The 25,847-nt window shown below is 43.6% G+C and carries 16 protein-coding genes and 2 tRNA genes; 8 read left to right on the forward strand and 10 right to left on the reverse strand.

What is annotated here, in order from left to right; all coding sequences use genetic code 11:
• Nucleotides 1-13: 13 nt before the first annotated feature.
• Nucleotides 14-1,342 carry a DUF4249 domain-containing protein gene (locus K7R10_RS02800; RefSeq protein ID WP_224483167.1) on the reverse strand — a complete coding sequence of 443 codons (1,329 nt, stop codon included), beginning with the start codon at nt 1,340-1,342 and terminating at the stop codon, nt 14-16.
• Between the two features lie 15 nt (nt 1,343-1,357).
• Nucleotides 1,358-4,168: a TonB-dependent receptor gene (locus K7R10_RS02805; protein WP_224483168.1), complete on the reverse strand. Its 2,811-nt coding sequence runs from the start codon at nt 4,166-4,168 to the stop codon at nt 1,358-1,360.
• Between the two features lie 639 nt (nt 4,169-4,807).
• Between K7R10_RS02805 and K7R10_RS02810 the strand changes: the two genes are divergently transcribed.
• Complete coding sequence (locus tag K7R10_RS02810; protein WP_224483169.1) at nt 4,808-5,500, forward strand: helix-turn-helix domain-containing protein; 693 nt, start codon at nt 4,808-4,810, stop codon at nt 5,498-5,500.
• An 81-nt stretch (nt 5,501-5,581) separates the two neighbouring features.
• Nucleotides 5,582-7,075 (forward strand): serine hydrolase domain-containing protein, encoded by a 1,494-nt coding sequence (locus tag K7R10_RS02815; RefSeq protein WP_224483170.1) that lies wholly within the window; start codon nt 5,582-5,584, stop codon nt 7,073-7,075.
• Here the strand turns inward: K7R10_RS02815 and K7R10_RS02820 are convergent.
• Together K7R10_RS02820 and K7R10_RS02825 are read right to left on the reverse strand one after the other, a co-directional pair.
• Nucleotides 7,072-7,641: a TMEM175 family protein gene (locus K7R10_RS02820; protein WP_224483171.1), complete on the reverse strand. Its 570-nt coding sequence runs from the start codon at nt 7,639-7,641 to the stop codon at nt 7,072-7,074. The two genes, K7R10_RS02815 and K7R10_RS02820, sit on opposite strands and share 4 nt — an antisense overlap.
• 6 nt (nt 7,642-7,647) lie before the next feature.
• On the reverse strand, nt 7,648-8,517 hold the full coding sequence (locus K7R10_RS02825) for a pirin family protein (protein ID WP_224483172.1): 870 nt from the start codon (nt 8,515-8,517) through the stop codon (nt 7,648-7,650).
• Between the two features lie 280 nt (nt 8,518-8,797).
• On the opposite strand from K7R10_RS02825, the gene K7R10_RS02830 reads away from it, so the two are divergent.
• Nucleotides 8,798-9,874: a DNA topoisomerase IB gene (locus K7R10_RS02830; RefSeq protein ID WP_224483173.1), complete on the forward strand. Its 1,077-nt coding sequence runs from the start codon at nt 8,798-8,800 to the stop codon at nt 9,872-9,874.
• A gap of 29 nt (nt 9,875-9,903) precedes the next feature.
• On the opposite strand, the gene K7R10_RS02835 is transcribed toward K7R10_RS02830, so the two are convergent.
• From K7R10_RS02835 to K7R10_RS02850, 4 genes are all read right to left on the reverse strand, one after another.
• The gene (locus tag K7R10_RS02835; protein ID WP_224483174.1) at nt 9,904-11,286 is read right to left on the reverse strand and encodes an NAD-dependent succinate-semialdehyde dehydrogenase; all 1,383 of its coding nucleotides are present in this window, start codon (nt 11,284-11,286) and stop codon (nt 9,904-9,906) included.
• Between the two features lie 832 nt (nt 11,287-12,118).
• Nucleotides 12,119-12,193, reverse strand: a tRNA-Pro gene (locus K7R10_RS02840).
• A gap of 87 nt (nt 12,194-12,280) precedes the next feature.
• Nucleotides 12,281-12,364, reverse strand: a tRNA-Ser gene (locus tag K7R10_RS02845).
• Nucleotides 12,365-12,489: 125 nt separating this feature from the next.
• Complete coding sequence (locus K7R10_RS02850) at nt 12,490-14,538, reverse strand: HD family phosphohydrolase (RefSeq protein WP_224483631.1); 2,049 nt, start codon at nt 14,536-14,538, stop codon at nt 12,490-12,492.
• Between the two features lie 120 nt (nt 14,539-14,658).
• Between K7R10_RS02850 and K7R10_RS02855 the strand changes: the two genes are divergently transcribed.
• Both K7R10_RS02855 and K7R10_RS02860 read left to right on the forward strand, forming a co-directional pair.
• Entirely contained in the window at nt 14,659-15,834 is a 1,176-nt protein-coding gene (locus K7R10_RS02855; protein ID WP_224483175.1) for an acetyl-CoA C-acyltransferase, read from the forward strand.
• A 25-nt stretch (nt 15,835-15,859) separates the two neighbouring features.
• Nucleotides 15,860-16,609 carry a C40 family peptidase gene (locus K7R10_RS02860; RefSeq protein ID WP_224483176.1) on the forward strand — a complete coding sequence of 250 codons (750 nt, stop codon included), beginning with the start codon at nt 15,860-15,862 and terminating at the stop codon, nt 16,607-16,609.
• Nucleotides 16,610-17,251: 642 nt separating this feature from the next.
• Here K7R10_RS02860 and K7R10_RS02865 read toward each other — a convergent pair.
• Nucleotides 17,252-18,526 carry a tetratricopeptide repeat protein gene (locus tag K7R10_RS02865; RefSeq protein WP_224483177.1) on the reverse strand — a complete coding sequence of 425 codons (1,275 nt, stop codon included), beginning with the start codon at nt 18,524-18,526 and terminating at the stop codon, nt 17,252-17,254.
• Between the two features lie 34 nt (nt 18,527-18,560).
• Nucleotides 18,561-21,086: a DNA gyrase subunit A gene (gyrA, locus tag K7R10_RS02870; RefSeq protein WP_224483178.1), complete on the reverse strand. Its 2,526-nt coding sequence runs from the start codon at nt 21,084-21,086 to the stop codon at nt 18,561-18,563.
• A gap of 261 nt (nt 21,087-21,347) precedes the next feature.
• Between gyrA and K7R10_RS02875 the strand changes: the two genes are divergently transcribed.
• From K7R10_RS02875 to K7R10_RS02885, 3 genes are all read left to right on the forward strand, one after another.
• On the forward strand, nt 21,348-23,903 hold the full coding sequence (locus tag K7R10_RS02875; RefSeq protein WP_224483179.1) for an ATP-dependent Clp protease ATP-binding subunit: 2,556 nt from the start codon (nt 21,348-21,350) through the stop codon (nt 23,901-23,903).
• 107 nt (nt 23,904-24,010) lie between these two features.
• Complete coding sequence (gene rimK, locus K7R10_RS02880) at nt 24,011-25,402, forward strand: 30S ribosomal protein S6--L-glutamate ligase (protein ID WP_224483180.1); 1,392 nt, start codon at nt 24,011-24,013, stop codon at nt 25,400-25,402.
• A 52-nt stretch (nt 25,403-25,454) separates the two neighbouring features.
• Entirely contained in the window at nt 25,455-25,841 is a 387-nt protein-coding gene (locus K7R10_RS02885; protein ID WP_224483181.1) for an STAS/SEC14 domain-containing protein, read from the forward strand.
• Nucleotides 25,842-25,847: the final 6 nt, after the last annotated feature.

A 25,847-nucleotide genomic window follows, 5' to 3' on the forward strand; every position in this document is an offset into this window, starting at 1 on the left:
GTAAATCTTATGGTTATTCTTCCCAAAAATCGGGCACTACATTACTTCCTAATATATTACAGTCTCCACAAATGGTAGGTGTAACAAAATAAGGTCCCTCGCAGGTGGAAGGATCCGGGTTTTGATCCACATATTCGACCAATCCCAGTTTGATTCGCTCTGTCAGGGGTTGCGGACAATTCTGTTCTGTAGGTCCGTCAAGGGCAGGGTCCCCTATCGGCGGACTCAGTAAACGATCACAATTCGTATTACCGAAATAGGGCGGCAACGGAGCATCAGGGAAAAAATCAGTATAATTAAAAAAGAGTCGTTGACTTACTTCTGAGGTGACATCCAATAATCCGATCACCCTTTCACCACCGGATACGCTAAAAACGTTACCTTCTAAAAATCCAGGCTGGACCTGACTGAAAACATTTTCGCTGCTGCTAAAGTTATCGAGACTTTCATAAAATGCATACGACTCATCTGTTAAAGTATATTGTTTTACCAGGATACTGTATCTATGGGAAATAGCAGGATTGCTCATGCTTAAAAACCTGATTTCATACCTGCGTAATCGGTTGTTCTCCAAAGACCCTACATCTGTTAACTGTATACCCGTCGATGGCTCGGTGCGGAAACAAACTCTTTCCTCCCGCTGTCTGGGAACCGTAGTCACCTGGGGAGGAATACCGGCGCCGGGATCTCCCTCACTAATGATTTGAAATTCGAGTGGAGTCCAGTTAGGAGCAATGATCTTATAAGTCTCTTCATAGGCATATCTTATCAGAGAAGAAGCCGATGACGGCAGGGAGGAGTCTGTATAAATGGCAATTCCCTCCACCCCTCTGTCATTGAATGTTCGTTCTGCATACACACTATCTATCGTAGATGCAACCGGGGTCTGAACCTGGTTTGAAGCATATTCAGATCCTTCACTGGTGATTATATTCAGGGTGTAACCCGTACCTGGCATAGCAGCGAATTGGTCTTCCGATTCATACCTTCCCGGTGTCGTTTCCTCAAAGAGAAAATTGTTACCGTTGCTGTCAAGTATTTCCACCCTCGCATTTTCTTCGGCTACAGGACCCAGACCATTGTTGATTCGAATAGGGCTATTAGCAGAGAACAAAGGTTGGTTCTGACTATTTACAGAACTGTCATCTTCGATTTTCCTCATACGACTTAGCAAAACCACCTGTTTGATTTCTGAGGAAGTAATAGTAGCTTCAACAACAAGTGTCCCTTCCAGGCCTGAATCAGACGAGATCTGATCTGAAACGTCTATAGGCTCCACACAGGAAAAACAGATCAGGATGAAAATCAGAGAACAGAAAGAGAATTTTATATGAAATTTCATGACTTCTGGTATGGATTAAAACTTGATATTATAGGTGATCGAAGGAATGGGTACGGCAAAAATCGAGCTCTGTAATGCTTTTATTTCTCCATTCTCAGTTACAAAAAAGACCGAATAGGGATTGTTCCTGCCAAGAACATTATACACTGAAATACTCCAAAAACTATGGGCCAACTTATTTTTTCGGTGATTCCCTTCGATATTAACTCCCAGGTCAAGCCTGTAAAAATCGGGTATCCGAAACTGGTTTCTATCGCTAAAGGCCACATAATCGGCATTATTAAACCGAAATGTCCCTACCGGATAAGTAACCGGCCTTCCGGTTTGGTAAACAAAATTTCCCGAAAAACTAAATCGCCTGGTAAGCCTGTAGTTGGCGATAATACTCAAGTCATGAGGTTTATCGAAATTGGAAGGAAAGTATTCCCCATCATTAATGCGTTCTTCACTGAATTCGCTGTCAAAACGATAAAAAGACCTGGAATAGGTATAACCGAACCAGCCGTTCAACCTGCCGGTATTTTTCTTCAGGAGAAATTCGACCCCATATGCTTTCCCCCTTCCCTGTAAGACCTGTGTTTCCACATTTTCATTCAGGAAGAGATTAGCACCCGTCTTAAAGTCCAGCACATTATCCATACGTTTGTAATACCCTTCCAGACTCAATTCATAGCGGTGATCACCAAATAATTTATAGATACCCAATGTGGCCTGATACCCCGTCTGAGGTTTGATGTTAAGATCAGATAATTTCCATGTATCAATAGGTGATACCGTAGTGTTATTCGAAAGGGTGTGTATGAACTGAAAGGCATTGTTAAAACCGGCCTTTACCGAAAAATCTTCATCCAGTAAGTACCGTACAGACAAGCGCACTTCCGGGCCACCATACGTTTTATAAAGATCCCCGCTACCAAAACTCAGGGTATCAGCTACGGTGCCTTCGTTTGTCGGACTTCCCTCCTGGTATGTTCTTTGAGTCGAAGGCCCTGCAGCGGCGAAAAAAGCATATCGAAGACCCACCGACAGCTGAAGCCTGTCACTCAGATCAAACTCATCTCCTATAAAGAGTGCCCCCTCTATGGCTTGTTCCTTCTCGATCACGACCGGACTCACCTCTGATTCCTCTCCTGCTGGCTCAATACTTCCCGGATTCACCGAGTAAAATTTCGTTGAGATACCATAGTCAACCCTATGAGATTTTCCCACCTGAGAAAAGAGCTTATAGACAAAAGAAGTCTCATCGATATCATAGTTCAGGTCAAAATCACTATTTCCCTCCCCGTCATAATCGATTCCGAACCGATACCCACTGTAAGTCAGGGAAAGGGTAGCAGCGGTATTTTCACTATATCTGTGATTCCATTTAAGGGTCGCCAGTCGGTTTGAATAGTTATAGAGGGAATCCTGTGTTATACTAAAATCATCTTTGCTTAGATATGCAGTCGCCTGAATTTCATTGTTATCGTTCAATTTATGATGGTACTTAACAATGCCATCGTAAAAAGAGGCTTCACTGTTGTTGAGCGATTCATCATCCAGCGTACGTAATATCCAATCGGCATAGGCACCCCGGCCTCCTACCACCAAAGATGACTTTTCTTTAACAACAGGGATTTGAAGAGCGAGATTCGCGGTCACAGGTCCGATCGAAGCTTCCCCTTCAAATTCATTTGTATTCCCGTTTAAAGTTTGGATATCAAACACAGAAGATAGCCGGCCTCCGAATTCAACAGGTATACTTGCTTTATAAATTTCTGCGCTTTCGGTGGTAAATGGATTCAGAGCCTGGAATATCCCGAAAAAATGAGTGGGGTTATATATCACAGCATTATCGAGCAACACAAGGTTCTGATCGGTTTTTCCTCCTCTCACGTTAAGACCCGTAGCACCTTCTCCGGCAGAAGAAATCCCGGGAAGAGCTTTTGCCAATTGAAGAATATCCCGTTCACCGAGCACCAGTGGAATATTCTTTGACTCCTCCAGCACGATTTTTTCTGATCCGGTGTCGGTATTCTCAATAGTTCGAAGAGTTTTAGCTTCGACCACTACTTCTTCCAGTTCTTCTAATCCTTCTTTCATTTTCAGATCAAGGGTACCATCGTTATAAAGTATAATTTCACGTTCCATTTCTTCCAGTCCCAGAGCCGAAACTAAAAGTACATGATAACCTGGGGGCAATTCCAGGGCGTAAACCCCTTCTTGATCTGTTAAAGTCGTTTTATTTGATCCCTGAACCCTTATAAGAAGATCAGGCACCGGTTTACCTGTAGACACATTCGTAGCCTTTCCACTCAAGGTGAAGACCGACCTGAACTGCCCGACCTCAGCCTTACCGATTCGAACTAACGAATATCTCGTTGAAGAATCGGTGCTGTTCTCTAACAGCACAGGGGGTGATCGATTGTACCCGGTATCAGCAAGCTGTGCAGACGGAATCAGGGTATCGCCTTGAACAAAAAAATTGTTGGGCAACTCGTCGTAAATAACAGCGTTCTGAAGAAGAATCACCCTTTTCTCATTTTCCAAAATATAATAATTGAGATCGGTCTCATTCAGGGCCTGGTCCAGAGCTTCCGTTAGGGTCACATTATAAAGGGTTAGCGTGTTCTTCTTATCGCCTATCCATGTTTCACTGAAAAAAAAATGATAACCTGATTGTTTTTCCAACTCCAGAATCACATCAAGGAGGGTGGAATCATCGAGATCGACAGTTAGTGAGGCAGGTTCCTGGGCATTTGAAACCATGAAGAAAAAAAGGCAAAAGATCAAAGATGAGCTAACGCGGGAGATCAAGAATACGCCAGAACCGAAACGAGTTGGCATGAATATCAGTTTAGAGAACAGAAAATTAGGACATTATCCAGTAAAAAAATGGCTTTTATAGGAAATATTTTAAAAAATTAGTCAATTTTTAATGATCGGTTCTTATTCAAAGCGCCGCAACACCGTCTTAATACCTCTGATTTTTCGATAATTTCATTGTATTTTTAACCCCCTATGGATTTATACTACTCCGGCAGCACCATACTTAGTGCCTTAATCATCTCAATTTGTATCATCCTTTCATTGTTTCTGATATGGGTCCCTTCAGACAATAAAGAAAGCAACCGGTTTTTGGCGGGGTTTCTTATAATTACGGCGGTTGATCTCAGCGTATTCATATATGATCAATTTATCTCTCTTCCTCCGGAGTGGGAAATGATTCGCATCCGCCTTTCCTCATTTAAAAACCCTTTGCTATTTCTGTATGTTTTATCTGTGATCTATTCAGATTTTCGACTGAAACGAAAACATTTGATTCACACCTTGCCCTTTTTGATTCCAATCCTGGTATTATTACCTGGTTTTTTTTTGGTCGATCATGAAACACGGCTTCAGTTCATTCAGAATTATGGTCAGCAAAAAGAAATATTATTTATCCGGGTCTTTGCAAATGTTGTAACCCTCTGCTATTTAATCGCTATGTGGCTAAAGTTAAGGCGTTTTAATAAAATTATTCTTCAAAACAGCTCATCACAGAAATACCTGTTCACCTACAAGTGGTTAATTCAATTCGTTTTTGTGATCAGCCTCTTATGGCTGGTAACTCTTATTAAGGAGATCATGAAATTTGATGATAATATTGAAATTCTGAATCAATTCCGCATCCTGGTTTTGATCTCCGGAGCGATCTTTATCACCTGGTTCGTCCTAAAAGCGCTTCTAAGTCCTGAGCTGTTTCGCGGTTTTAGTTCTGAGTTGAGACCAATTGGTGAGCTCAAAAAAGAAACCCAAGACGAGAAGAAACCTGAGCTTCTTTCGGAAAAGGAAAAATCGCTTAAAAATCTTCGGGACTATATGATGCGTGAGGAGCCTTATTTGGATCCTTCACTGAGCGTAAAAGATCTCGCTTTACAATTAAATATGAGTTCCAGAGAATTATCTGTTTTGATCAACCAGGAGATGGGAATACACTTTTTTGACCTGGTTAATCAATACCGCATTGAGAAAGCCAAACAGATGCTTGCTGATCCGAAGCATCAAAATACAACCATCCAGGAAATCTTCTTTGATGTTGGGTTTAATTCTAAAACACCCTTCAATACAGCCTTTAAAAAACATACGGGAACGACCCCTACCCGGTTTCGTAAAGAATTGAATGATAGCGCCGTGTAAAAAGGCGCACGCATAAATACAAAAGCAGTACTTCTTTTAGTAACGGCTTTTAGAATTTTGTTTTCAAATAATAACATCGATATGGAAACAATTTTTAAAAACTTTATTGCCGTATTACTAATGCTCAATCTGGGGCTGACTTGTTTCGGACAGAATTCAAACGGTGTTCCGGAACTAAAGAATGAAAAGGAAAAACTGGATTACTTTATCAAGCTTACTGATACCCTTCGAAAAAAAACAAACAACCCCGGGCTCGCCATGGCAATTTTCCATAAAGGAAAACTTATTTATAAAAAAGGGCACGGTTTCAGAAATCAGGAAAAGCAACTGCCGGTAACCACCTCCACCCTTTTCGAAATTGGTTCTCTCACCAAGGCGTTTACCGGAGTATTGGCAGCCCAGTTGGTTCAGAAAGGGAAAATACGATGGGATGATAAAATAATTGATCATTTTCCCGGGTTTCGTTTAGCCGATGTTTACGCTCAAAGGCATGCCACCATTTTAGATATGTTTACTCACAGGGTCGGACTGGCACAACATTATTATATTCAATACGGTCCTGATTTTACCATGAACGATATTCCTGGAATGCTCCCCCACCTAAGCTTCGATGGCTCTTTTCGGGAAAAATACCTTTACAATAATCTTATGTATACCATGGCGGGAATCATCGAAGAGAAAATAGATGGCAGGTCCTGGAATACTATGGTGGAAGAAGATATCCTGAAGCCCCTGGGAATGCTTCAATCGTTCACACGCTTCAAGGACTTTCAGGCTTATCCGAACAGAGCTATGAGCTATGAGCGAGATGGAACTACCCGTATACCTGAAACAAGTCTCGATGCTGTGGCTCCCGCGGGAAGCATCACCTCAACCATTGACGATATGAGTCTGTGGGTTCAAGCACTCCTGGGAATTACTGAAAACGATATGGTCTTATCTTCAGAAATTCTGGATTTTATAACATCCCCTCACACTATTAAAAACAGTCGTGAAAGCATTTTCTATGGCATTGGCTGGGATATTGACACCAATCGCAAAACGATTGCACATGATGGTCGAACCGGCGGTCAAAGTTCCCGAATCGTACTAATGCCCGAGGAAGAATTTGGCATCGTCATACTGTGCAATCAACAGACAGATTTACAGAATTTATTAACGAGATATGCGGCTAATATTTTCGTCAGGGAAAAATATGAACGATTGACAGACTTTGAAGATTACATTGAAAAGAAATCAGCACCTGCAAAGAAAAATAATTCCGTTTCAAACAAAACCATATCCGATCCCGGGATGCTAAGCAAATTAGCACAAATACAAGGAATGTATGAGCATCCTGCCTACGGTATTGTAGAGTTAAAGATGGAAAAGAAAAATTCTTTAGCCTTCGCCTACTACGATTTTAAGGGTACTGTATCTTACGATCGAGACACAGGCTTGAAGGCTCACACCCTTCATTATACAGGAAAAGATACATTCCCGTTCGAGGTTGAGCATGGGCCCGATTCAAAAGTGAAGAGTATTACTGTACAAATCCCTTTTACCAAGCCTGTAAGGTTTAAGAGGGTCAATTAATAAATTCCTTCCAAACGCCGATCAGGTATGAGCCACATGATGGCAACCAATATGAAACAACTGATAGCAATTCTGTTGTCATAGAATGCCAAAGGAATGGAAATTATGTAAATGAAAATGGATATGTATTCTTTTTTACCATGATCAGCAATATTCTTCAGAGGAAATTGGTCGTCGTGATATTTGATAAGTTGAACCTCCAGAATCCGGTAGGCGATCGCTGCCATTAGTAGTATAAATCCATACAGGGCTATAGGGTCTGCCTGCCGGAAATTCTGACCCGCCCAACGGGTGGCAAAGGGTATCAGAGACAACCAAAAGAGCAAATGCAGATTGGCCCATAGAATAATACCGTTCACTTTCTGAGTGACCTGAAACAGGTGGTGATGGTTATTCCAGTAAATTCCGAGATAGATAAAACTCAATAAATAGCTCAGGAAGGTCGGAAAAACTTCCCGGAGATTCCACAGCTGTGTTTCAGCAGGTGGTTTTAATTCCAACACCATAATGGTGATCACAATTGCCAGAACGCCATCGCTGAACGCCTCAAGTCTTCCTGTTCTCATATAGCGCTAATTTGGAAGAGGAACGAATTCGGTCTCCCCCGGTATTTTAGGAAACCTTTGCTCTTTCCAGTCATTCCGGGCCTTTTCGATGATTGCTTTATCTGATGCTACAAAATTCCAGTGTATGTGCCTGTCTTCAGGAAAAGGTTCTCCTCCAAAAATATAGATCGTACTATTGTTTGCCAGGTCAAATTCGCATAACTGATGATCTTTGGCTACAAGAATTTGTTTGGGAGTATAGGTATTCCCTTCACTCTCGACAGCGCCTTCGAGTATATAGATGCCCGATTCACCAAAGAGCTCTTTGCTAAGATTCAGGGTACGCTTTTCCCTGTTCTTTATTTCGATCATAAAGAGTCTGCTGTGCACAGGTACAGGCGACCTTCGGTTGAAACACTCTCCGGCGATCAAACGGTAAGAGACTCCATCTTCCTCCCACGAAGGTATCTCCTCCTTTCCGATATGACAGAACGATGGCTCCATGGCCTCCTTTTCTTTTGGAAGCCCTACCCAGATCTGCAATCCGTGTAGACTCTTTTCCTTATCCCGAAGTCGCTTTGGGGTACGTTCAGAATGCACCACCCCTTTTCCTGCAGTCATCCAGTTTACCGCGCCGGGATTTATTTCCACCTCGTTACCGAGGCTGTCCCGATGTAAAATACTTCCTTCAAAAAGGAAGGTGAGAGTTGAAAGTCCGATATGCGGATGCGGTGGTACATCAAAATTCTCTTCTTTACCAAGCCTGGCTGGCCCCATATGGTCGATAAAAACGAACGGACCGATCATTCTTTTTTTACGGAAAGGCAACAACCTCCCTACCAGAAAATTACCGATATCTGCAGCCCTCTCGGGTACTATGATTTGAATGTTTGACATGATATGAAAATTTTGGTTCTCTTACATCCCACCCGTTGAAAAGGCATGCACGGTTACACAAAGGGAGAAATTCTTATTCTAAGATAATCGATTTATCTGTCTTGTCTAAGACTTTTTCATAATCCATTATACATGCTCAAACCGCAAAAGGAGATTGATATTTTAAATATTAAACCTGTCAATTGCCTTATATTCAATTAGTTAAATGAGGTTCGTTTATTCTTTAAGGTTCCTTCAATTAGTTGTATCTTCTTTTTCATGTGAAATTTCATCCCCTCATATGGCAACGACCGAAGAAGAAATTCAGAAAATTTTAAACCATCCTGAACAGATCATTTCAAAATATAATCTGGTTTATCTGGATGAAGACAAACTGCTTATAAAACGCAAAAAATATGGTCGGGGTTTCACCTATATAAACCAGGGCAGGCGCATAAAAAACAAATCAGAGCGTCAAAGAATTAAGGACCTGGCTATTCCTCCCATGTGGCAAAAGGTAAGAATCAGTCCGATTGCCAATGGTCACCTCCAGGCTGTGGGCTTTGACGCTGAAACTCGCAAACAATACCTGTATCACCCGCAATGGACAATATTAAGAAATGCCACAAAGTTTTATAAAATGTACCCCTTTGGCAAAAAACTGCCCCTTATCAGAGAGCAGGTCGACAAAGACCTTAATAAAAAGGGATGGCCTGAGGAAAAGGTGGTAGCCCTCGTTATTCGCCTGATGGAGGAGACCCATATCAGGATCGGTAATACGCAATATGAAAAAAAGAACGAAAGCTACGGGTTGACCACTCTGCGAAAAAGGCATATCGACATCTTTCAGAACAGCGTTAAAATTGAATTTACCGGAAAGAGCGGTAAAAAATTTCATATTAATATCGAAGATGAAAGATTAATCGAACTCATCAACCAATGTGAAGAAATTCCAGGCTGGACGCTTTTTAAATTTTATGATGAAGAGGGTACGAAAAGAAGCTTAAAAAGCAACCATGTGAATGATTATCTGCAATCTCTTTGCGGCAGTCTCTTCACTGCCAAGGATTTCAGAACCTGGTCGGCCTCTGTGACTTTCTGCAATTATCTGCTGGATCTTGATCCAACCGATGATCCGGACCGCAAAAAGAAAAATCTGCTTCAGGCATATGACGCTGCAGCGGAAGCTCTGGGGAACACCCGGGCGGTATGCCGTCAGTATTATGTTCATCCAAAAATTATAGACGTGTATTTGAACGATACGTTCTATGAACATTTTGATCACAACGACAAGGCAGACGATAAAGCCTATTTATCACCCACGGAAGAGAAACTTATCGAATTGTATAAGGATTATGAACCCAAGCTGGATGAGTAACATCAAAACATCTGAAACCGGCTCAAAACCTATGAGAGCATGATGGCTTTGGTATTAACAAACTCATGCATTCCGAAGCCGCCGTGTTCTCTTCCGTAACCGGAATCCTTCACTCCTCCAAACGGCATATTGGGTTTGGCAAGACCAAAAGAGTTGATAAAGACCATTCCGGTGTCAAATCTCTCTTTAGCTAACCGTCGTGCTTTCTCCTCGTCTTTCGAAAATATGGCTCCTCCAAGACCATACCTGCTGGCATTGGCAATATTCAAGGCATCATCTGTATCTTTCGCTTTAATAAGAGAAGCAACGGGTCCAAAAATCTCGTCGTCATAGGCAGGCTGCCCGGGTTCGAGATTTTCCAGGATCGTTGCCGGATAAAAATAGCCCTTGCCATCAGGTTTCTCTCCTCCACAAAGCACTTTCGCCCCTTTGTTCACACTTTCCATGATTTGATCGTGTACCTGATCTCTTAGATCTTCTCTTGCCATTGGTCCGATATCCGAATCTTCTGATTTGGGATCACCATATTGTACAGCTTTCATATGCTCAACAAATTTGTCGCGAAATTCATCATACACTTCTTCTACCACTATAAATCGCTTTGCCGCAACACAGGTCTCCCCGTTATTATATACCCGTCCGTTGATACAGGTTTCCACGGCAAGGTCAATATCAGCATCCTTCAGTACGATATAAGCATCATTACTTCCCAGTTCCAAAACGGTTTTTTTCAAATGCTTTCCGGCATTTTCAGCAATAATTCTTCCTGCCTCGTCACTTCCTGTAAGGGTTACTCCGCGCACCAGATCATGCTCAATCACCTGATCACTCTGTTCATGTGAAATAATCAGAACTTTAAACAGGTTTTCGGGAAGGCCTGCTTCTCTGTAAATCTTCTCGAGCAACAGGGCACTGCCTGTAACATTCGAAGCATGCTTCAATAACACCCCATTTCCGGCCATTAGGTTTGCAATCGAATAACGTATTGCCTGATAACACGGAAAATTCCAGGGCTGGATACCATAGATGACACCGATAGGACTGTAGGTGATATAACCTTTTCCTCCTTCAGCTAACTCTCGCTCTTCATCCTGTAAAACCTCAGGACCGTTCTTTGCCGTATACTCACAAATCGCCTGACAAAGCTCTATTTCCTGTTTCCCCTGTTCCAGTAATTTGCCCATCTCCTCGGTCATAAGTTTTGAAAATTCTTCGGTATATTCACCGAGTTTTTCACCTATTTTAGAAATGATCCTGGCCCGGTCTTCTAACGGTTTCATTCTCCATTCCAGAAATGCTTCATGACAGTTTTTGATTATTTTGTTCATCGCTTCATCGCTGATGATATCATATTCCTTGATAACCTCTTCCGTTGCAGGATTAATGGTTTTAATTGACTTTTCTTCAGACATAATTTTTCGTTTTGTTTTCTTAGAAGATAAGAACTATTCAAACCGATATTTGATAATAAGTAGTTAAAATACAGTGCTTTATGCTGTTTCAGGTCAAATATATCAGTCTACGATGTCAAAAGGAAAAGAGACGTCAGAACAATTGGGGAAGAAAAAATGACTGTTTTAAAACTTCGGTTATGGAACAGCCTGCTTATACCCGGTGAAACAACCCCTCAGTCCGTCGTCTGAAGGCGACGCACAGCTCCCCTTGGGAAGGGGGGCGTATCATTGATTTTTAATAACCTATGGGCTTTCTGCTTACGACTATACCATAAAGAATACATCTAATATTCTCCCCTTTTAAAGGGAAGGTGCCCGAAGGGCGGAGGGGTTTGGATTACCTCGCTCTCGCTCGGTGATCCTGAATGGGGTAGATTCAGAAAAGCCGATCTCACACCCTGTGTGAGATGCCTTTTTTATGCCCTTGCGCTTACAGGACCGAGCGTATTAAAAGGTCCGGTGGACCATTTTAGCGCAGGGGGCCAGCAGGCAACGCCGCAGGCGTTGCCTGAAAGAGCAGTCTTAACACATTTGATTAAAAAGCAACTCTAAAGTTTTAAAAGTAACATGAATTAGCCTTCCCTTTTTAAGGGGAGGTCCCGAAGGGCGGAGGGGTTCAGGATTACGTCCCTCCAAAGTCGGGACATGATCCTGAGTCGGGGAAGATTCAGAAAAGCCGATCTCACACCCTGTGTGAGATGCCTTTTTTATGCCCTTGCGCTTACAAGTGCAAGCACTTGACGCTTCAGGGCATAAAAAAAGCCGATCAGTTTCCTGATCGGCTTCTCTGTCGGGGTGGCAGGATTCGAACCTGCGACCTCCGCGTCCCAAACGCGGCGCGATAACCGGGCTACGCTACACCCCGAGTAGTCCCTGTATTGCTACCTGAACTTGTGCCGGCAAAAGTAGAAAAATATTTCTTTCTGCCAAGCAAATGATTAAAGAAAATCAGCGGAGAGACAGGGATTCGAACCCTGGAGACACTTGCGCGTCTACAGATTAGCAATCTGCTCCATTACCACTCTGGCACCTCTCCTGTTCTTTCAATGAACCTGCAATCGAAATTGCGGATGCAAATGTAGCAGTTCAGTGGCTTTAACGCAACTATTTTATTAATTATTTTACCCCCGTATTTATCACAGGTTCATAATCAGCATTTTGTCATTCCGGATATTCAACCCTGAGGTTATAAATATTGGTCAGTTTCTGTTTTAAGACCTTCTTCACCTGCTGAATTTCCTTAAAAGTGATATCGGCATTTAAGAACTGCTCCTCCTCTACCTGTTTGCTTACAATCTTCTCTACAAACGACTCTATGACTTTTACCGTCGGATTTTTTAAGCTTTTAGAAGCAGCCTCAACCGAGTCTGCCATCATCAGTATAGCGGTTTCCTTGGAAAAAGGAATCGGTCCCGGATAACGATAATCGTCAGGGTCTACCTCCTGCTCCTCTGTTTCGGCCTTTTTATAAAAATAATAGACCAGGGTGGTACCATGGTGGGTTCTTATGAAATCGATAACACGGTCAGGAAGGTTGTTCTTTTTAGCCAATTCAATCCCGTCGAGCACGTGATTGATAATGATCGAGGCACTTTCACTGGCCGAAAGCTCGTTGTGAGGATTCACACTGGTGATTTGATTCTCCGTAAAATACATGGGGTTCTTCATCTTACCCACATCGTGATACAGGGCCCCTACCCGCACCAACATCGAATTCGCACCGATCTCATTCGCCGCTGCCTCAGCCAGGTTAGCTACCTGTAATGAATGGTGAAAGGTTCCCGGAGCCTTGTCAGAGAGCTCTTTTAACAATTTGGAATTGGTATCAGTTAGCTCCAGCAGGGATACATCAGACACCAGGGCAAACAGCTTCTCGTATATATAGATCAGGGGAAACGCTGCGAGGGTAGCCAGACCATTCAGAATAAACAACGTGAAAGTCATCCATTTAATATCTTCCACACTCCCTTCATGTATCACAAAAAAGGCGAAATAAGCCAGAATATAGACAAGGGTGATCTGACCCACTGAAATAAACAGATTGGCCCTCTTATGCAGTTCTGAAATGGTTTGAATGGTAACAATACCGGCTACGATCTGTAAGAAGACGTATTCAAAACTGTTGGGCACGATAAAGCCGAGCAACAAAACGGTAAGCACGTGAGCAAAGAGCCCAAGCCTTGGATCAAAAAATGCCTTCAGGATCAGAGGCAGGGTACACAACGGCACTACGTATACATAATCGGGATTGATCTTGACCACCGCCGTGGTCAGGAAGATCATGACCAGTATATTGAAAAATATGAAGGTTACCTTGTTATTGTTATCGTATATCTCAGCCCGGTATTTTTTCAGGAAAAGCAACAGCATGATCAGGGCCAGGGCTACCAGCATTACATAACCCAATACCAGCCAGTTGTAGTTACTCTCGTTCCATAACTTTGACTGGTACTCTCTTCTGAGGGAATACAACATACTGTACTTCTCTCCTTCAACCACTTCCCCCTTGGCAATAATGCGCTTTCCCTTATCAACACTTCCCCTGGTGGCTGTAACCTTTGAGAGCTCCTGCTCCAGGGTTTTCTGGGTAAGCTCATCATCCAAAAAGACATTGGGCCTGATGATGTCAAAGATCAGGGCATAAAAAGTTTCTGCGTATTCGTTGAGTTGGCGTTCTTCCAGATATTGGTTGATGAAACCCTGTAATTCGCCCAATGCGATCAATCGGCTGTAAAGAATGGCTTCCTCCTCGTTTCCGGTAACCAGGTTGATCACCTCGTCTTCCTCGTGTTCGGTCTCGCTTTGTACCACACCTCTTTCATAGATCTCAGAAAGCATTTCCCGGCCTGTTTCGCGTATCCGCTCCCTAACTCTATCTCGCAATGAATCTTCCGGAAAGAAGGTGTTAAATCGACTTTGATACTCTTCAAGAACTACCGGCTCTATCGAGGCATCGTACTGGTAATAATCGGGATGGTTGTTAGCAATGGCATCTTTATCTGCAGCGATCTCTTCCTCTGTCTTATAGATCGCGAAATCAAACGGAGCATAAAGCGTTTCGTATTGCCAGAGCTTCCCCTTCTGAAAATCGTACTTGAATTTCCCTCCCTTCGGAAAGAAATAAACGATCAGGATCGTTGTAAGTACGAACAAAATGCTCTTATAGATAAGGGATTGATTTTTGTATAGGTGGTCCAGGAAGCGCTTCATCATAGAGTATATCGAATATCAAATGTAAAAAAAAATAAAAAGTCAACCGGCGGGCCTTTTATTTCCTGCTTATGAATATCACTTTAAAATACCTAAATTCGCACTTCAAAACTCAATATTATGAATAAGGTTGTAATTGTATCTGCAGCGCGTACTCCGATAGGAAGCTTTTTAGGTGCCTTATCTTCGGTTCCGGCTCCCGAATTGGGGTCTGTTGCCATCAAGGGCGCGCTCGAAAAAATAAATCTCGATCCGTCAAAAGTTAACGAAGTGCTGATGGGGAACGTGGTTCAGGCCGGTGAAGGCCAGGCTCCTGCCAGACAGGCCGCCCTGGGTGCCGGAATCCCTGATTCTGTTCCTTGCACCACCGTCAATAAGGTCTGCGCAAGCGGAATGAAAGCCGTCATGCAGGGTGCTCAGGCCATCGCTTTGGGCGATGCTGAGATCATCGTAGCCGGAGGGATGGAGAACATGAGTCAGATACCGCATTATGTGCATATGCGAAACGGAAAGAAGTTCGGACCTGCCACCCTTGAAGACGGACTTCAAAAAGACGGCCTGGTGGATGCCTATGATAAGAATGCCATGGGAGTTTGTGCTGACGCCTGTGCCGTTGAGCATGAGTTTTCCCGTGAAGATCAGGACGCTTTCGCCATTCAGTCATACAAACGTTCAGCCAAGGCTTGGAGCGAAGGAAAATTCGATAAAGAAGTAGTTCCTGTAAAGGTACCTCAACGTCGGGGAGAACCGGTTGTGGTGAAAGAAGACGAAGAATTTAAAAACGTCAAGCTTGAAAAGGTAGCCGGTCTTAGACCCGCTTTCTCAAAAGACGGAACCGTTACCGCCGCGAATGCATCAACCATTAATGATGGTGCGGGAGCTGTCGTACTTATGAGCGAGGAAAAGGCCAAGGAGCTAGGCTTGAAGCCCCTTGCCACCATCGAAGGATATGCCGATGCTGCCCAGGAACCTAAATGGTTTACCACCGCACCTGCCAAAGCCCTTCCAAAGGCGCTGAACAAAGCCGGTCTAAGTATCGATGATATCGATTTCTTCGAATTCAACGAAGCTTTTGCAGTGGTTGGTCTTGCAAACATGAAATTATTAGGATTGTCTGATGATAAGGTGAACATAAACGGAGGCGCTGTATCTTTAGGCCACCCCCTTGGTTGTTCAGGAGTTCGTATCCTGATTACCCTGATGAGCGTTTTAGAACAGCAGAATGCCACTTATGGAGCAGCTGCCATCTGTAATGGTGGTGGTGGCGCATCTGCCATGGTTATCAAAAGAAACTAAAAAAAGTCCTTAATCAGCCCTCTGAATGCAATACGGTATATGTAACCTCAGCATAGTACCGGTTCGAATGGAACCGAACGAACACAGTGAAATGACCTCTCAGTTGCTCTATGGTGAGCATTTCAAAGTACTGGAGTGTCGTAAATACTGGAGCCGTATAAGAGTGGCTTTCGATAAATTCGAGGGTTGGATAGCCAATAATCAATATCTTCTCATCGAAGAAGCACAATATTCACAACTGCAGGGGAACCCGATAGCATTATCGGGTGACCTTGTAGAGGTGATCTATGACCAGAACAACAATCTTCTGCCCGTTCCTCTGGGAAGCCAGATAAGCGCCGCAGATTTTCTGCAGGGCTTCTATGACGGAAGCATCAGAAAGGGAAAACATAAAAAGGAGAAAATCATTGAAAGTGCCCTGATGTACCTCAACTCTCCTTTCCTCTGGGGAGGAAAAACCCCTTTCGGTATCGATAGCTCCGGTTTCACTCAAATGGTCTACAAGCTCAACGGTCATTCTTTAAAGCGAACAGCTGCTGAACAGTCTCAACAGGGAGAAGCCTTAAGCTTTATTGAGGAAAGCGACCCGGGTGACCTCGCCTTTTTCGATGATGACGAAGGACAGATCGTACACGTGGGACTCATCATGCATGACCACCACATCATTCACTCTTACGGAAAGGTTCGAATAGATCGGATCGATCACACGGGCATCTTTAATACCGACACCCGTACCCATACCCATAAACTCAGGGTGATCAAGAGGGTTATTTAATGGAGATAGCCTGGAGCTAACGGCTAACGGCTATCGGTGACCGGTATGAACGTTTTTAATGGCAATATCCTTCTGTTCTCTATTCTCTAATCGCTATTCTCTAATCGCTGACTCGGTAATATTGTGATACGGTTATGCAGTTATGCCGTTATGCCGTTATACAGTTATGCGGTCCTGCCTGCCGGCAGACAGGTATGCGGTTAAACAGTGATGCTGATTTCTGGAAACCACTCCATTCTCCATTCTCTATTCTCCACTCTCTATTCTCTAATCGCTGACTCGGTAATACTGTGATACAGTTATGCGGTTATACGGTTATGCAGTTATACGGTTATGCGGTCCTGCCTGCCGGCAGACAGGTATGCGGCTAAACAGTGATACTGATTTCTGGATACCACTCCATTCACCACTCTCCATTCTCTATTCTCTATTCTCTATTCTCTATCCCTACAAAGCAATTCAGTCGATAAAACTACCGGTAAATGGCTATCAGTAAAAACCACTTCATTGAACGTATTTTAACCCCCACTAGCTACAACATCATCCCTTCATAACATCATAACTTCATAACTTCGTAAACCCTTAACCAAAAAAAAGGCCTCCTTTTCAGGAAGCCTTTCTTTTATAGTATTTCTCAGGAAATTACTGCTCCATAGAAGCCAGTTTCTCTTTCATTTCCTTGAACTTCTCAGACTCTCCGATATTCGCATAAATATTCATAAGCGTACGGGCTGCATCCACGTTATTCGGATTCACCTCCAGAAGATCTTCCAGGTATGGTGCTGCCTCACGGTAGATATCCTCACGCTTTTGCTTCAGCTCATCATAACGCTTGTTATCAGCAGCTGTGTTTCCAAGGCTGTTCATTTCTTCTACGATCTCATTCTCTTCAGAAAGGATCACAGAAGCCATGTTCAGATAGGTATTCTCAGACTTAGGATCCAGCTCGAGAGATTTCTTGTAATACTCCATGGCCTTCTCTTTGTCACCTTGCTCAGCCATAACAACCCCCAGGTTATAGTATAACACAGGATTGTTAGGATCTTTTTGTACCGCTTCTTCCATCAGCTGACGGAATTTCTCCTTATCACCCATTTCGATATAAAGATTCGCTTCGGTAAGCAGCAGATTCACGTCATCAGGATTCGCCTCACGTGCTTCCTGAATAGCCTGAATAGCCTTCTCTTTTTCTCCTTTCTGGGTGTAGATCAAAGCGATGTTCTTTACGATCTCCGGCATACGTGACTCTGTAGTCTCTGTCTTAGGATCGGTATGAGTTCCGGCCTTCACCATAATGGTTTGCTGCTGCTCAGAGCCAAGGTTCTCAACTTCTCCGGTCTCTTTATTGGTAGCCAGATATTGAGTGGTTTCTCCGGTATACCCCATATCTTTTAACTCCTGGTAGTATCCGAGAGCTGTATCATAATCTCCGGCGTTTACAGCACTGGATGCTGCAAAATAAAGGTAATCAGGGTTGTCATCGAGCTTGTAAGCCATGTAAAGCTTTTTCGCCGCTGCATCAAAATCCTGATTTTTATTGTCTTCAACCGCAGAGTTAACGATATCAGCAGACATTCCGGCCATGATCTCACGGGCATCTTCAGTATATTTATCCTTGTACCCTTCTTCGAAAGCGATCAGCTTTTCGAAGGTCTCGATCGATTTTTCATAATTGGTGGTCGGCTCCATTCCTTTTTTAGCCATATCGGCGAAAGCCTTTCCACGAAGGAAATAATATTCAGCTATATATTTCTCATCAGCACTTTCAATAGATGATGACAAGCTTTCCAGTGTACTCATTGCTTCCTGCACGTTACCATCGTCAAGAGCCCGCTCCGCATCGCGAAGCTCAGAACGTTGTGCCATTGCAAAGGTTGATAGTAGTACGGCAGAAGCTAATAAAACTCGCTTTTTCATTTCTAAGTAAAAATTAAATATTTAACTATTAGTATTAACTGTTTTCGTTGTTCTCTGTTTCTCCTGACTCTTCGACAGTTCCATCTTCGTTTAGTTCGATATCATTAACATCTTTGATATCATCCTCATTTTTGATCACTTTGGCCACTGCCGCGATCGAGTCATTCTTCAGATTGATGAGCTTCACTCCCTGTGTTGCTCTTCCCATAACTCTCAGATCTTCAACCGATAAGCGGATAGCGACCCCGCTTTTGGTGATGATCATCAGGTCATCATTATCTGAAACATTTTTAATAGCTACTAAGTTACCAGTTTTTTCTGTAACTGAAATGGTTTTCACCCCTTTACCCCCTCTGTTGGTGATACGGTAATCATCAAGAGAGCTTCGTTTTCCGTAGCCGTTTTCAGAAACTACCAGAATATCTTCTTCCATATCATGAAGGGAGATCATTCCGATAACTTCATCATCTTTCTCATCAAGAGTTATGCCACGAACCCCTGAGGCATTTCTTCCCATAGGTCGCGTCTTGCTCTCTTCGAAGCGTATTGCCTTACCCGATTTAACACCCAGAATGATCTGGCTGTTACCCGTAGTAAGCTTGGCTTCAAGCAGTTCATCACCTTCTCTGATGGTAATGGCATTGATACCATTTTGACGCGGACGGGAATATTGCTCGAGAGAAGTTTTTTTCACGACTCCTTTCTTGGTTGCCATTATGACATAATGACTGTTTATATATTCCTCGTCTTTCAGGTCTTTTGTACAGATAAAGGCTTTCACCTTATCATCCTGTTCGATATTGATAAGGTTCTGAATAGCTCTTCCCTTACTGGTCTTGCTTCCTTCCGGTATCTCGTAGACACGCATCCAGAAACATTTACCCTTTTGGGTAAAGAAAAGCATATACTGGTGGTTGGTACCTATAAATAGGTGCTCGAGGAAATCCTCATTCCTGGTGGAAGAACCTTTTTGTCCGACCCCACCCCTGTTCTGAGTTTTATACTCGGTCAAAGGCGTACGTTTGATATACCCTGCATGCGAGATGGTGATTACCACCTGCTCGTCAGGAATCATATCTTCGATGCTCAGATCTCCTCCGGCATACTCGATGTTGGAACGACGCTCATCACCGTATTTCTGTTCGACCTCAAGCAATTCTTCCTTGATGATCTCCATTCTCCTTTCCTTACGGGCAAGAATGTCTTTACAGTCGTCGATGAACTTCTTGATGTCTTCATACTCCGAACGCAGTTTATCCTGCTCCAGTCCGGTAAGCTGACGAAGACGCATCTCAACGATGGCCTTAGCCTGAGTTTCGCTCAGCTCAAAACGCTCAATAAGCTTCTCCCTGGCCTCCTCTGCATTGTTCGAGCCTCTGATCAGTGCGATCACTTCGTCGATATTATCAGATGCAATGATCAGCCCTTCCAGGATGTGTGCTCTTTCTTCTGCTTTTCTCAGTTCATATTCGGTACGACGCACCACCACTTCATGACGATGTTCCACGAAATGATGGATCATATCTTTGAGATTAAGCAGTTGCGGACGACCGTTAACAAGTGCGATATTATTTACGCTGAATGACGATTGAAGCGCAGTATACTTATAAAGAGTATTCAGAACAATGTTCGGGATGGCATCGCGTTTCAGGATATACACCACGCGCATTCCTTTCCGGTCTGACTCATCGCGGATATTCGAAATTCCCTCGATCTTTTTATCGTTCACCAGGTCAGCAGTCTTCTTGATCATATCTGCCTTGTTAACCTGATAAGGTATCTCGGTCACAACGATGCACTCACGCCCATTGATCTCTTCGGTATGAGCTTTGGCCCTCATGACCACACGCCCCTTACCGGTCTTAAACGCCTCACGCACCCCGTCGTAACCATAAATGGTTCCCCCTGTCGGGAAATCAGGTGCTTTGACGTATTCGATCAGCTCGTCAATCGTGATATCGTTGTTGTCTATATAGGCCACGGTACCCTGCACCACTTCAGACAGGTTGTGAGGAGGCATATTGGTGGCCATCCCAACGGCTATACCAGAGGCTCCGTTGACAAGGAGATTGGGAATTCTGGTTGGTAATACTTTCGGTTCTTCGAGCGTATCGTCGAAGTTCAGCTGGTGATCTACCGTTTCTTTGTCGATATCAGCAAGCATGTCTTCTGATATCTTCCGCATACGGGCTTCAGTATAACGCATTGCTGCCGGACTGTCACCATCGATGGAACCGAAGTTACCCTGGCCGTCGACCAGCATATAACGCATGCTCCATTCCTGGGCCATACGAACCATCGTATCATAAACAGAGGTATCACCGTGTGGGTGATACTTACCCAAAACCTCTCCTACTATTCTTGCAGACTTCTTATAGGCGGTATTCGAGCGCACACCTAATTCGTGCATTCCGAAAAGAACCCTCCTGTGAACCGGCTTAAGCCCGTCTCTTACATCCGGTAAGGCACGTGACACGATGACCGACATCGAGTAATCGATGTACGCCGATTTCATCTCATCTTCAATATTAATAGGGATCAGTTTCTCTCCTTCTGCCATAGTTAATATTTTAAATTAATGGTATGTTTACAATCGTGCCAATATACGCATTTTATGCACCCTGCAAAGGTAATGGTTAATAGTTTTTTAATGATTTTATTAACAAAAACACCCGCTTTTTTAGTTGATAAATCGGTTGTCGAATTCTTTGATTTTGGCACTTTTTTTTGTCTATTAGCTAAAACTACCTTAAATAGGGTATAGTTTTTGTCCCTTAGTAATTGATTTACTATTTTTAAGTTGAAAGAAAGGATATAGTGTATGGATGACAATTTTTCACCAAGAGTAAAAGATGTGATCGCCTACAGTAAAGAAGAGGCCCTGAGATTAGGCCATGACTTTATTGGGACGGAACATCTTATGCTTGGACTTTTACGAGACGGAAACGGAAAAGCAATAGATATATTAACCGCGTTAAGCATTGATCTGGACCACCTGAGAAGAAAGGTCGAGATTCTGAGCCCCGCCAACCCTTCTATGGGTATTACCGGCAATGACAAGAGAAATCTTCACCTGACCCGGCAGGCAGAACGTGCCCTGAAGACTACCTTCCTTGAAGCAAAACTCTTTCAGAGCAACTCTATCAATACCGCTCACTTATTGCTATGTATACTGAGAAATGAAAATGACCCTACCACCAAGCTTCTCAATAAGCTGAAGGTAGACTACGATAACGTCAAGGAACAGTTCAAACTGATGATCACAAGTGAAGACGATTATATAGATTCCCCCACAGCGGAATCATTTTCTGACGAATCGGCAGATTCTGACGATCCGAAAGATAATCCCTTCAGCAGTTCATCAGGAAGCACCAAGAGCAATAAAAAATCCAAAACCCCGGTGTTGGACAATTTTGGGCGCGACCTCACACAACTGGCAGAGGAAGACAAACTGGATCCCGTTGTCGGTCGTGAAAAAGAGATCGAAAGGGTTTCCCAAATTCTCAGCAGGCGTAAAAAGAACAACCCGCTTCTCATCGGAGAGCCGGGTGTGGGTAAAAGTGCGATAGCTGAAGGACTGGCTCTGAGAATCGTTAAAAAGAAGGTTTCCAGAATTTTATATAACAAACGCGTGGTCACCCTTGACCTGGCTTCACTGGTAGCAGGAACCAAATACCGCGGTCAGTTCGAAGAGCGAATGAAAGCTGTGATGAACGAACTTGAAAAGAATGATGACATCATACTTTTCATCGATGAGATTCACACCATCGTGGGAGCAGGAGGAGCCACCGGAAGCCTGGATGCCTCCAACATGTTCAAACCCGCCCTGGCCCGCGGAGAAATTCAATGTATCGGAGCCACAACGCTTGATGAGTACCGTCAGTATATTGAAAAAGACGGCGCCCTGGAAAGAAGGTTTCAGAAAGTGATCGTTGAACCCACCACCGTGGAAGAAACGATAGAGATACTCAACAATATCAAAGGGAAATACGAAGATCACCACAATGTATCTTACACCCCTGAAGCGATTGAAGCCTGTGTGAAACTTACTAACAGGTATCTTACCGATCGTTTCCTGCCAGACAAGGCGATCGATGCCCTTGATGAAGCCGGTTCACGGGTTCATATTACCAATATGGACGTTCCAAAGCAGATACTCGAGCTGGAGAAAAAGCTTGAAGAAGTGAAGGAGCTGAAGAACACGGTAGTTAAAAAACAAAAATACGAAGAGGCAGCCAAACTTCGGGATGATGAGAAGCGGCTTGAAAAAGAACTGCTCACAGCTCAGGAGCGTTGGGAAGAGGAATCTAAAATGCATAAAGAAACGGTAAACGACGAAAATGTTGCCGATGTCGTTTCTATGATGAGTGGTGTTCCCGTTACCCGAATCGCGAAGGCAGAAAGCTCGAAACTAGCTGAATTACCTCAACTGATAAAAGGAAAGGTAATCGGACAGGACGAAGCTGTTGCCAAAGTTGTGAAAGCCATTCAGCGTAACCGTGCCGGACTGAAAGACCCTGATAAACCAATCGGGTCATTCATCTTCCTGGGACAGACAGGTGTGGGTAAAACCCAGCTTGCGAAGGTTTTGGCTAAGAAACTTTTCGACTCTGAAGATGCCCTTATCCGGATAGACATGAGCGAGTACATGGAGAAATTCGCAGTGTCCAGACTGATAGGTGCGCCTCCGGGTTACGTAGGTTATGAAGAAGGCGGACAGTTAACCGAAAAGGTTCGCAGAAAGCCCTATTCGGTAATTCTGCTTGATGAGGTTGAAAAGGCCCACCCCGATGTATTCAACATGTTGCTGCAGGTGCTTGATGACGGCTATCTGACCGACTCACTGGGAAGGAAGATCGACTTCAGAAACACTATTATCATCATGACTTCGAATATCGGAGCCAGAAAACTGAAAGATTTCGGGCAGGGAGTTGGTTTTGGTACCACCGCCAAGAAAGCTCAGGCAGACGAACATGCCAAAAGCGTGATCGAAAGTGCCCTGAAAAAGGCATTCGCACCTGAATTCCTGAACCGGGTAGACGATGTGGTTGTGTTCAACGTACTCGAAAGGGAGCATATTCACAAGATTATCGATATCGAACTGGAGAAACTCTACAACCGAATCGAAGATCTGGGATACCACCTGAAACTTACCGACAAGGCGAAGGATTATATCGCAGAGAAAGGCTTTGATAAGCAATACGGTGCCCGACCGCTCAAAAGGGCGATTCAGAAGTATATCGAAGATGCCCTCGCTGAAGAGATCATCACTTCGAAACTGTCTGAAGGTGATAACATCGTGATGGACCTGCCGAAAGACGGCGAAGAACTTTCGATCGACATCAAAAAAGCAGAAAAGTCAGAAGAAGAATCATAATGATTTTTTAAAGTAAATAGAAAATTAAGCGCGACCCCTGGGTTGCGCTTTGTTTTTATATGCTAACGGAAAAAAAACTTAGTAACTTAGCACGAGAAAATAAGAATATGTCAGATAAGATCATCATAGGAAGCGAAGAGTGGGTAGCTTTACCTCAGTTAAAAATACCTGCGATCAAAGTAAGGGTCGACAGTGGAGCAAAAACTTCGGCATTGCATGCCGTAAACATCATCCCTTTTCAGAGAAACAATGAAACATGGGTCTCCTTTGACGTGTACCCCATACAGAACAATGGAAAAAAGAAGATGTCTTGTGAGGCTTATGTGATCGACAGAAGGGTAATTAAAAGCTCTACGGGTAACCGGGAAAATCGCTATATCATTCGTACTAATGTCTCTATCGGAGGTGAAAGCTGGGATATAGAGGTATCTCTCACCAACCGTGATTCGATGGGTTACCGCATGCTATTCGGAAGGGAAGCCATGAAAGGCAGAATGCTGGTCGATCCGGAAAACAGTTTTATGCAGGGAGATCTCGATGAGGAAGAACTGAATAAGAAGTATAAAGAAAATATATCACATAAGAACGGATTGAAGATCGGGGTACTCGCCAGTAATCCGGACCTGTACAGCAACCGAAGGATCATCGAAGCCGGAGAAATACTCGGTCACGAGATGGAATTTTTCAATATTCGTCAGTGCTACATGAAGCTCGATGCAGATTCTCCCGAGATCCATTACAGAGGGGGAAAGATTCTGAATGACCTCGATGCGGTTATACCTCGTATCAGGCCCAGCATGACCTACTATGGCTGCTCTTTGCTGAAGCTTTTCGAATCGATGAACATCTTTTGTCTGAACACTTCTACTTCTATCTCTCAATCCAGAGATAAACTTTATTCCCTCCAGTTATTGCTCAGCAACGGGATCAATATTCCCACAACGGGATTCGCCAATTCTCCCCTCGACACGGGGGATCTGATCAAAATGGTGGGCGGTTCACCCCTTATCATTAAGTTGCTTGAAGGTACTCAGGGCAAAGGAGTCGTTCTGGCTGAAACGAAAAAAGCAGCAGAGAGTGTAATCAATGCATTTAAAAGCCTTAATGCCAACATACTGGTACAGGAATTTATCAAAGAGGCCAATGGAAAAGATCTGAGGGTCTTTGTGATCGACGGGAAAGTAGTAGCTGCCATGCAGCGGGAAGCTCCTCCGGGAGAATTCAGAGCCAATATACACCTTGGAGGCAGCGGATCTTTGGTTCGCCTTACGGCAGAAGAAAAGCGCATTGCGATCAAGGCAAGTAAAGCCATGGGGCTGCAGGTTGCCGGTGTAGATATAATTCGATCTTCAAAGGGGCCGCTTTTACTCGAAGTAAACTCCTCTCCGGGTCTTGAAGGTATTGAAACCGCTACCGAAAAAGACATCGCAGAGCTTATGATTAAAGCTGTGGAAAAGAAGCTTAACTGGACTCCAGAACCCGCTGAACCAGCAAATTAGAAGGTCACAGCTTGTTATTACTGTTTTTTAACCGTATGTTTATTTCATGACAATGAAAGTCCCCCAGACCGAATTGATCAAAACGCATCGCCTTGAAATAGGCACGTTTCATATCTACCCCCGTCATGTCATTGGCATACTGGATGAGGGGGTAGATATCAATTTGGAGAATTTTCATCAGCTGATTGCCCTGGCTGAAATGCATTTTGAATTTAAGAAGTTCAGCTATATTTCCTTCAGAACGAACTCATATTCACTGGACCCCACACTATATGGCTACCTGGAACATCTTGAAAACCTGAAGGGAATTGCTATCGTTTCTCACAGGGAAAGAGATCATCACAGCTATAAGGTGGAGAAATATTTTTGTAAGAAAAGAATGAAGATCTTTCGTGATCTTAACCATGCAGTGACCTGGGCCAACAGCATAATCGATTAAAATTAT

It is taken from the genome of Robertkochia aurantiaca, from assembly GCF_020166495.1.
GTDB lineage: Bacteria > Bacteroidota > Bacteroidia > Flavobacteriales > Flavobacteriaceae > Robertkochia > Robertkochia aurantiaca.

What these genes read in the sequence shown, in the direction of transcription:
- K7R10_RS02800 (WP_224483167.1), bottom strand. Translation starts at nt 1,342, where the DNA reads ATGAAATTTCATATAAAATTCTCTTTCTGTTCTCTGATTTTCATCCTG.
- K7R10_RS02805 (WP_224483168.1), bottom strand. Translation starts at nt 4,168, where the DNA reads ATGCCAACTCGTTTCGGTTCTGGCGTATTCTTGATCTCCCGCGTTAGC.
- K7R10_RS02885 (WP_224483181.1), top strand. Translation starts at nt 25,455, where the DNA reads ATGAAAGTCCCCCAGACCGAATTGATCAAAACGCATCGCCTTGAAATA.
- K7R10_RS02860 (WP_224483176.1), top strand. Translation starts at nt 15,860, where the DNA reads ATGCAATACGGTATATGTAACCTCAGCATAGTACCGGTTCGAATGGAA.
- K7R10_RS02855 (WP_224483175.1), top strand. Translation starts at nt 14,659, where the DNA reads ATGAATAAGGTTGTAATTGTATCTGCAGCGCGTACTCCGATAGGAAGC.
- K7R10_RS02825 (WP_224483172.1), bottom strand. Translation starts at nt 8,517, where the DNA reads ATGTCAAACATTCAAATCATAGTACCCGAGAGGGCTGCAGATATCGGT.
- K7R10_RS02815 (WP_224483170.1), top strand. Translation starts at nt 5,582, where the DNA reads ATGGAAACAATTTTTAAAAACTTTATTGCCGTATTACTAATGCTCAAT.
- K7R10_RS02850 (WP_224483631.1), bottom strand. Translation starts at nt 14,538, where the DNA reads ATGAAGCGCTTCCTGGACCACCTATACAAAAATCAATCCCTTATCTAT.
- K7R10_RS02875 (WP_224483179.1), top strand. Translation starts at nt 21,348, where the DNA reads ATGGATGACAATTTTTCACCAAGAGTAAAAGATGTGATCGCCTACAGT.
- K7R10_RS02865 (WP_224483177.1), bottom strand. Translation starts at nt 18,526, where the DNA reads ATGAAAAAGCGAGTTTTATTAGCTTCTGCCGTACTACTATCAACCTTT.
- K7R10_RS02810 (WP_224483169.1), top strand. Translation starts at nt 4,808, where the DNA reads ATGTGGCTAAAGTTAAGGCGTTTTAATAAAATTATTCTTCAAAACAGC.
- K7R10_RS02820 (WP_224483171.1), bottom strand. Translation starts at nt 7,641, where the DNA reads ATGAGAACAGGAAGACTTGAGGCGTTCAGCGATGGCGTTCTGGCAATT.
- gyrA (WP_224483178.1), bottom strand. Translation starts at nt 21,086, where the DNA reads ATGGCAGAAGGAGAGAAACTGATCCCTATTAATATTGAAGATGAGATG.
- rimK (WP_224483180.1), top strand. Translation starts at nt 24,011, where the DNA reads ATGTCAGATAAGATCATCATAGGAAGCGAAGAGTGGGTAGCTTTACCT.
- K7R10_RS02835 (WP_224483174.1), bottom strand. Translation starts at nt 11,286, where the DNA reads ATGTCTGAAGAAAAGTCAATTAAAACCATTAATCCTGCAACGGAAGAG.
- K7R10_RS02830 (WP_224483173.1), top strand. Translation starts at nt 8,798, where the DNA reads ATGGCAACGACCGAAGAAGAAATTCAGAAAATTTTAAACCATCCTGAA.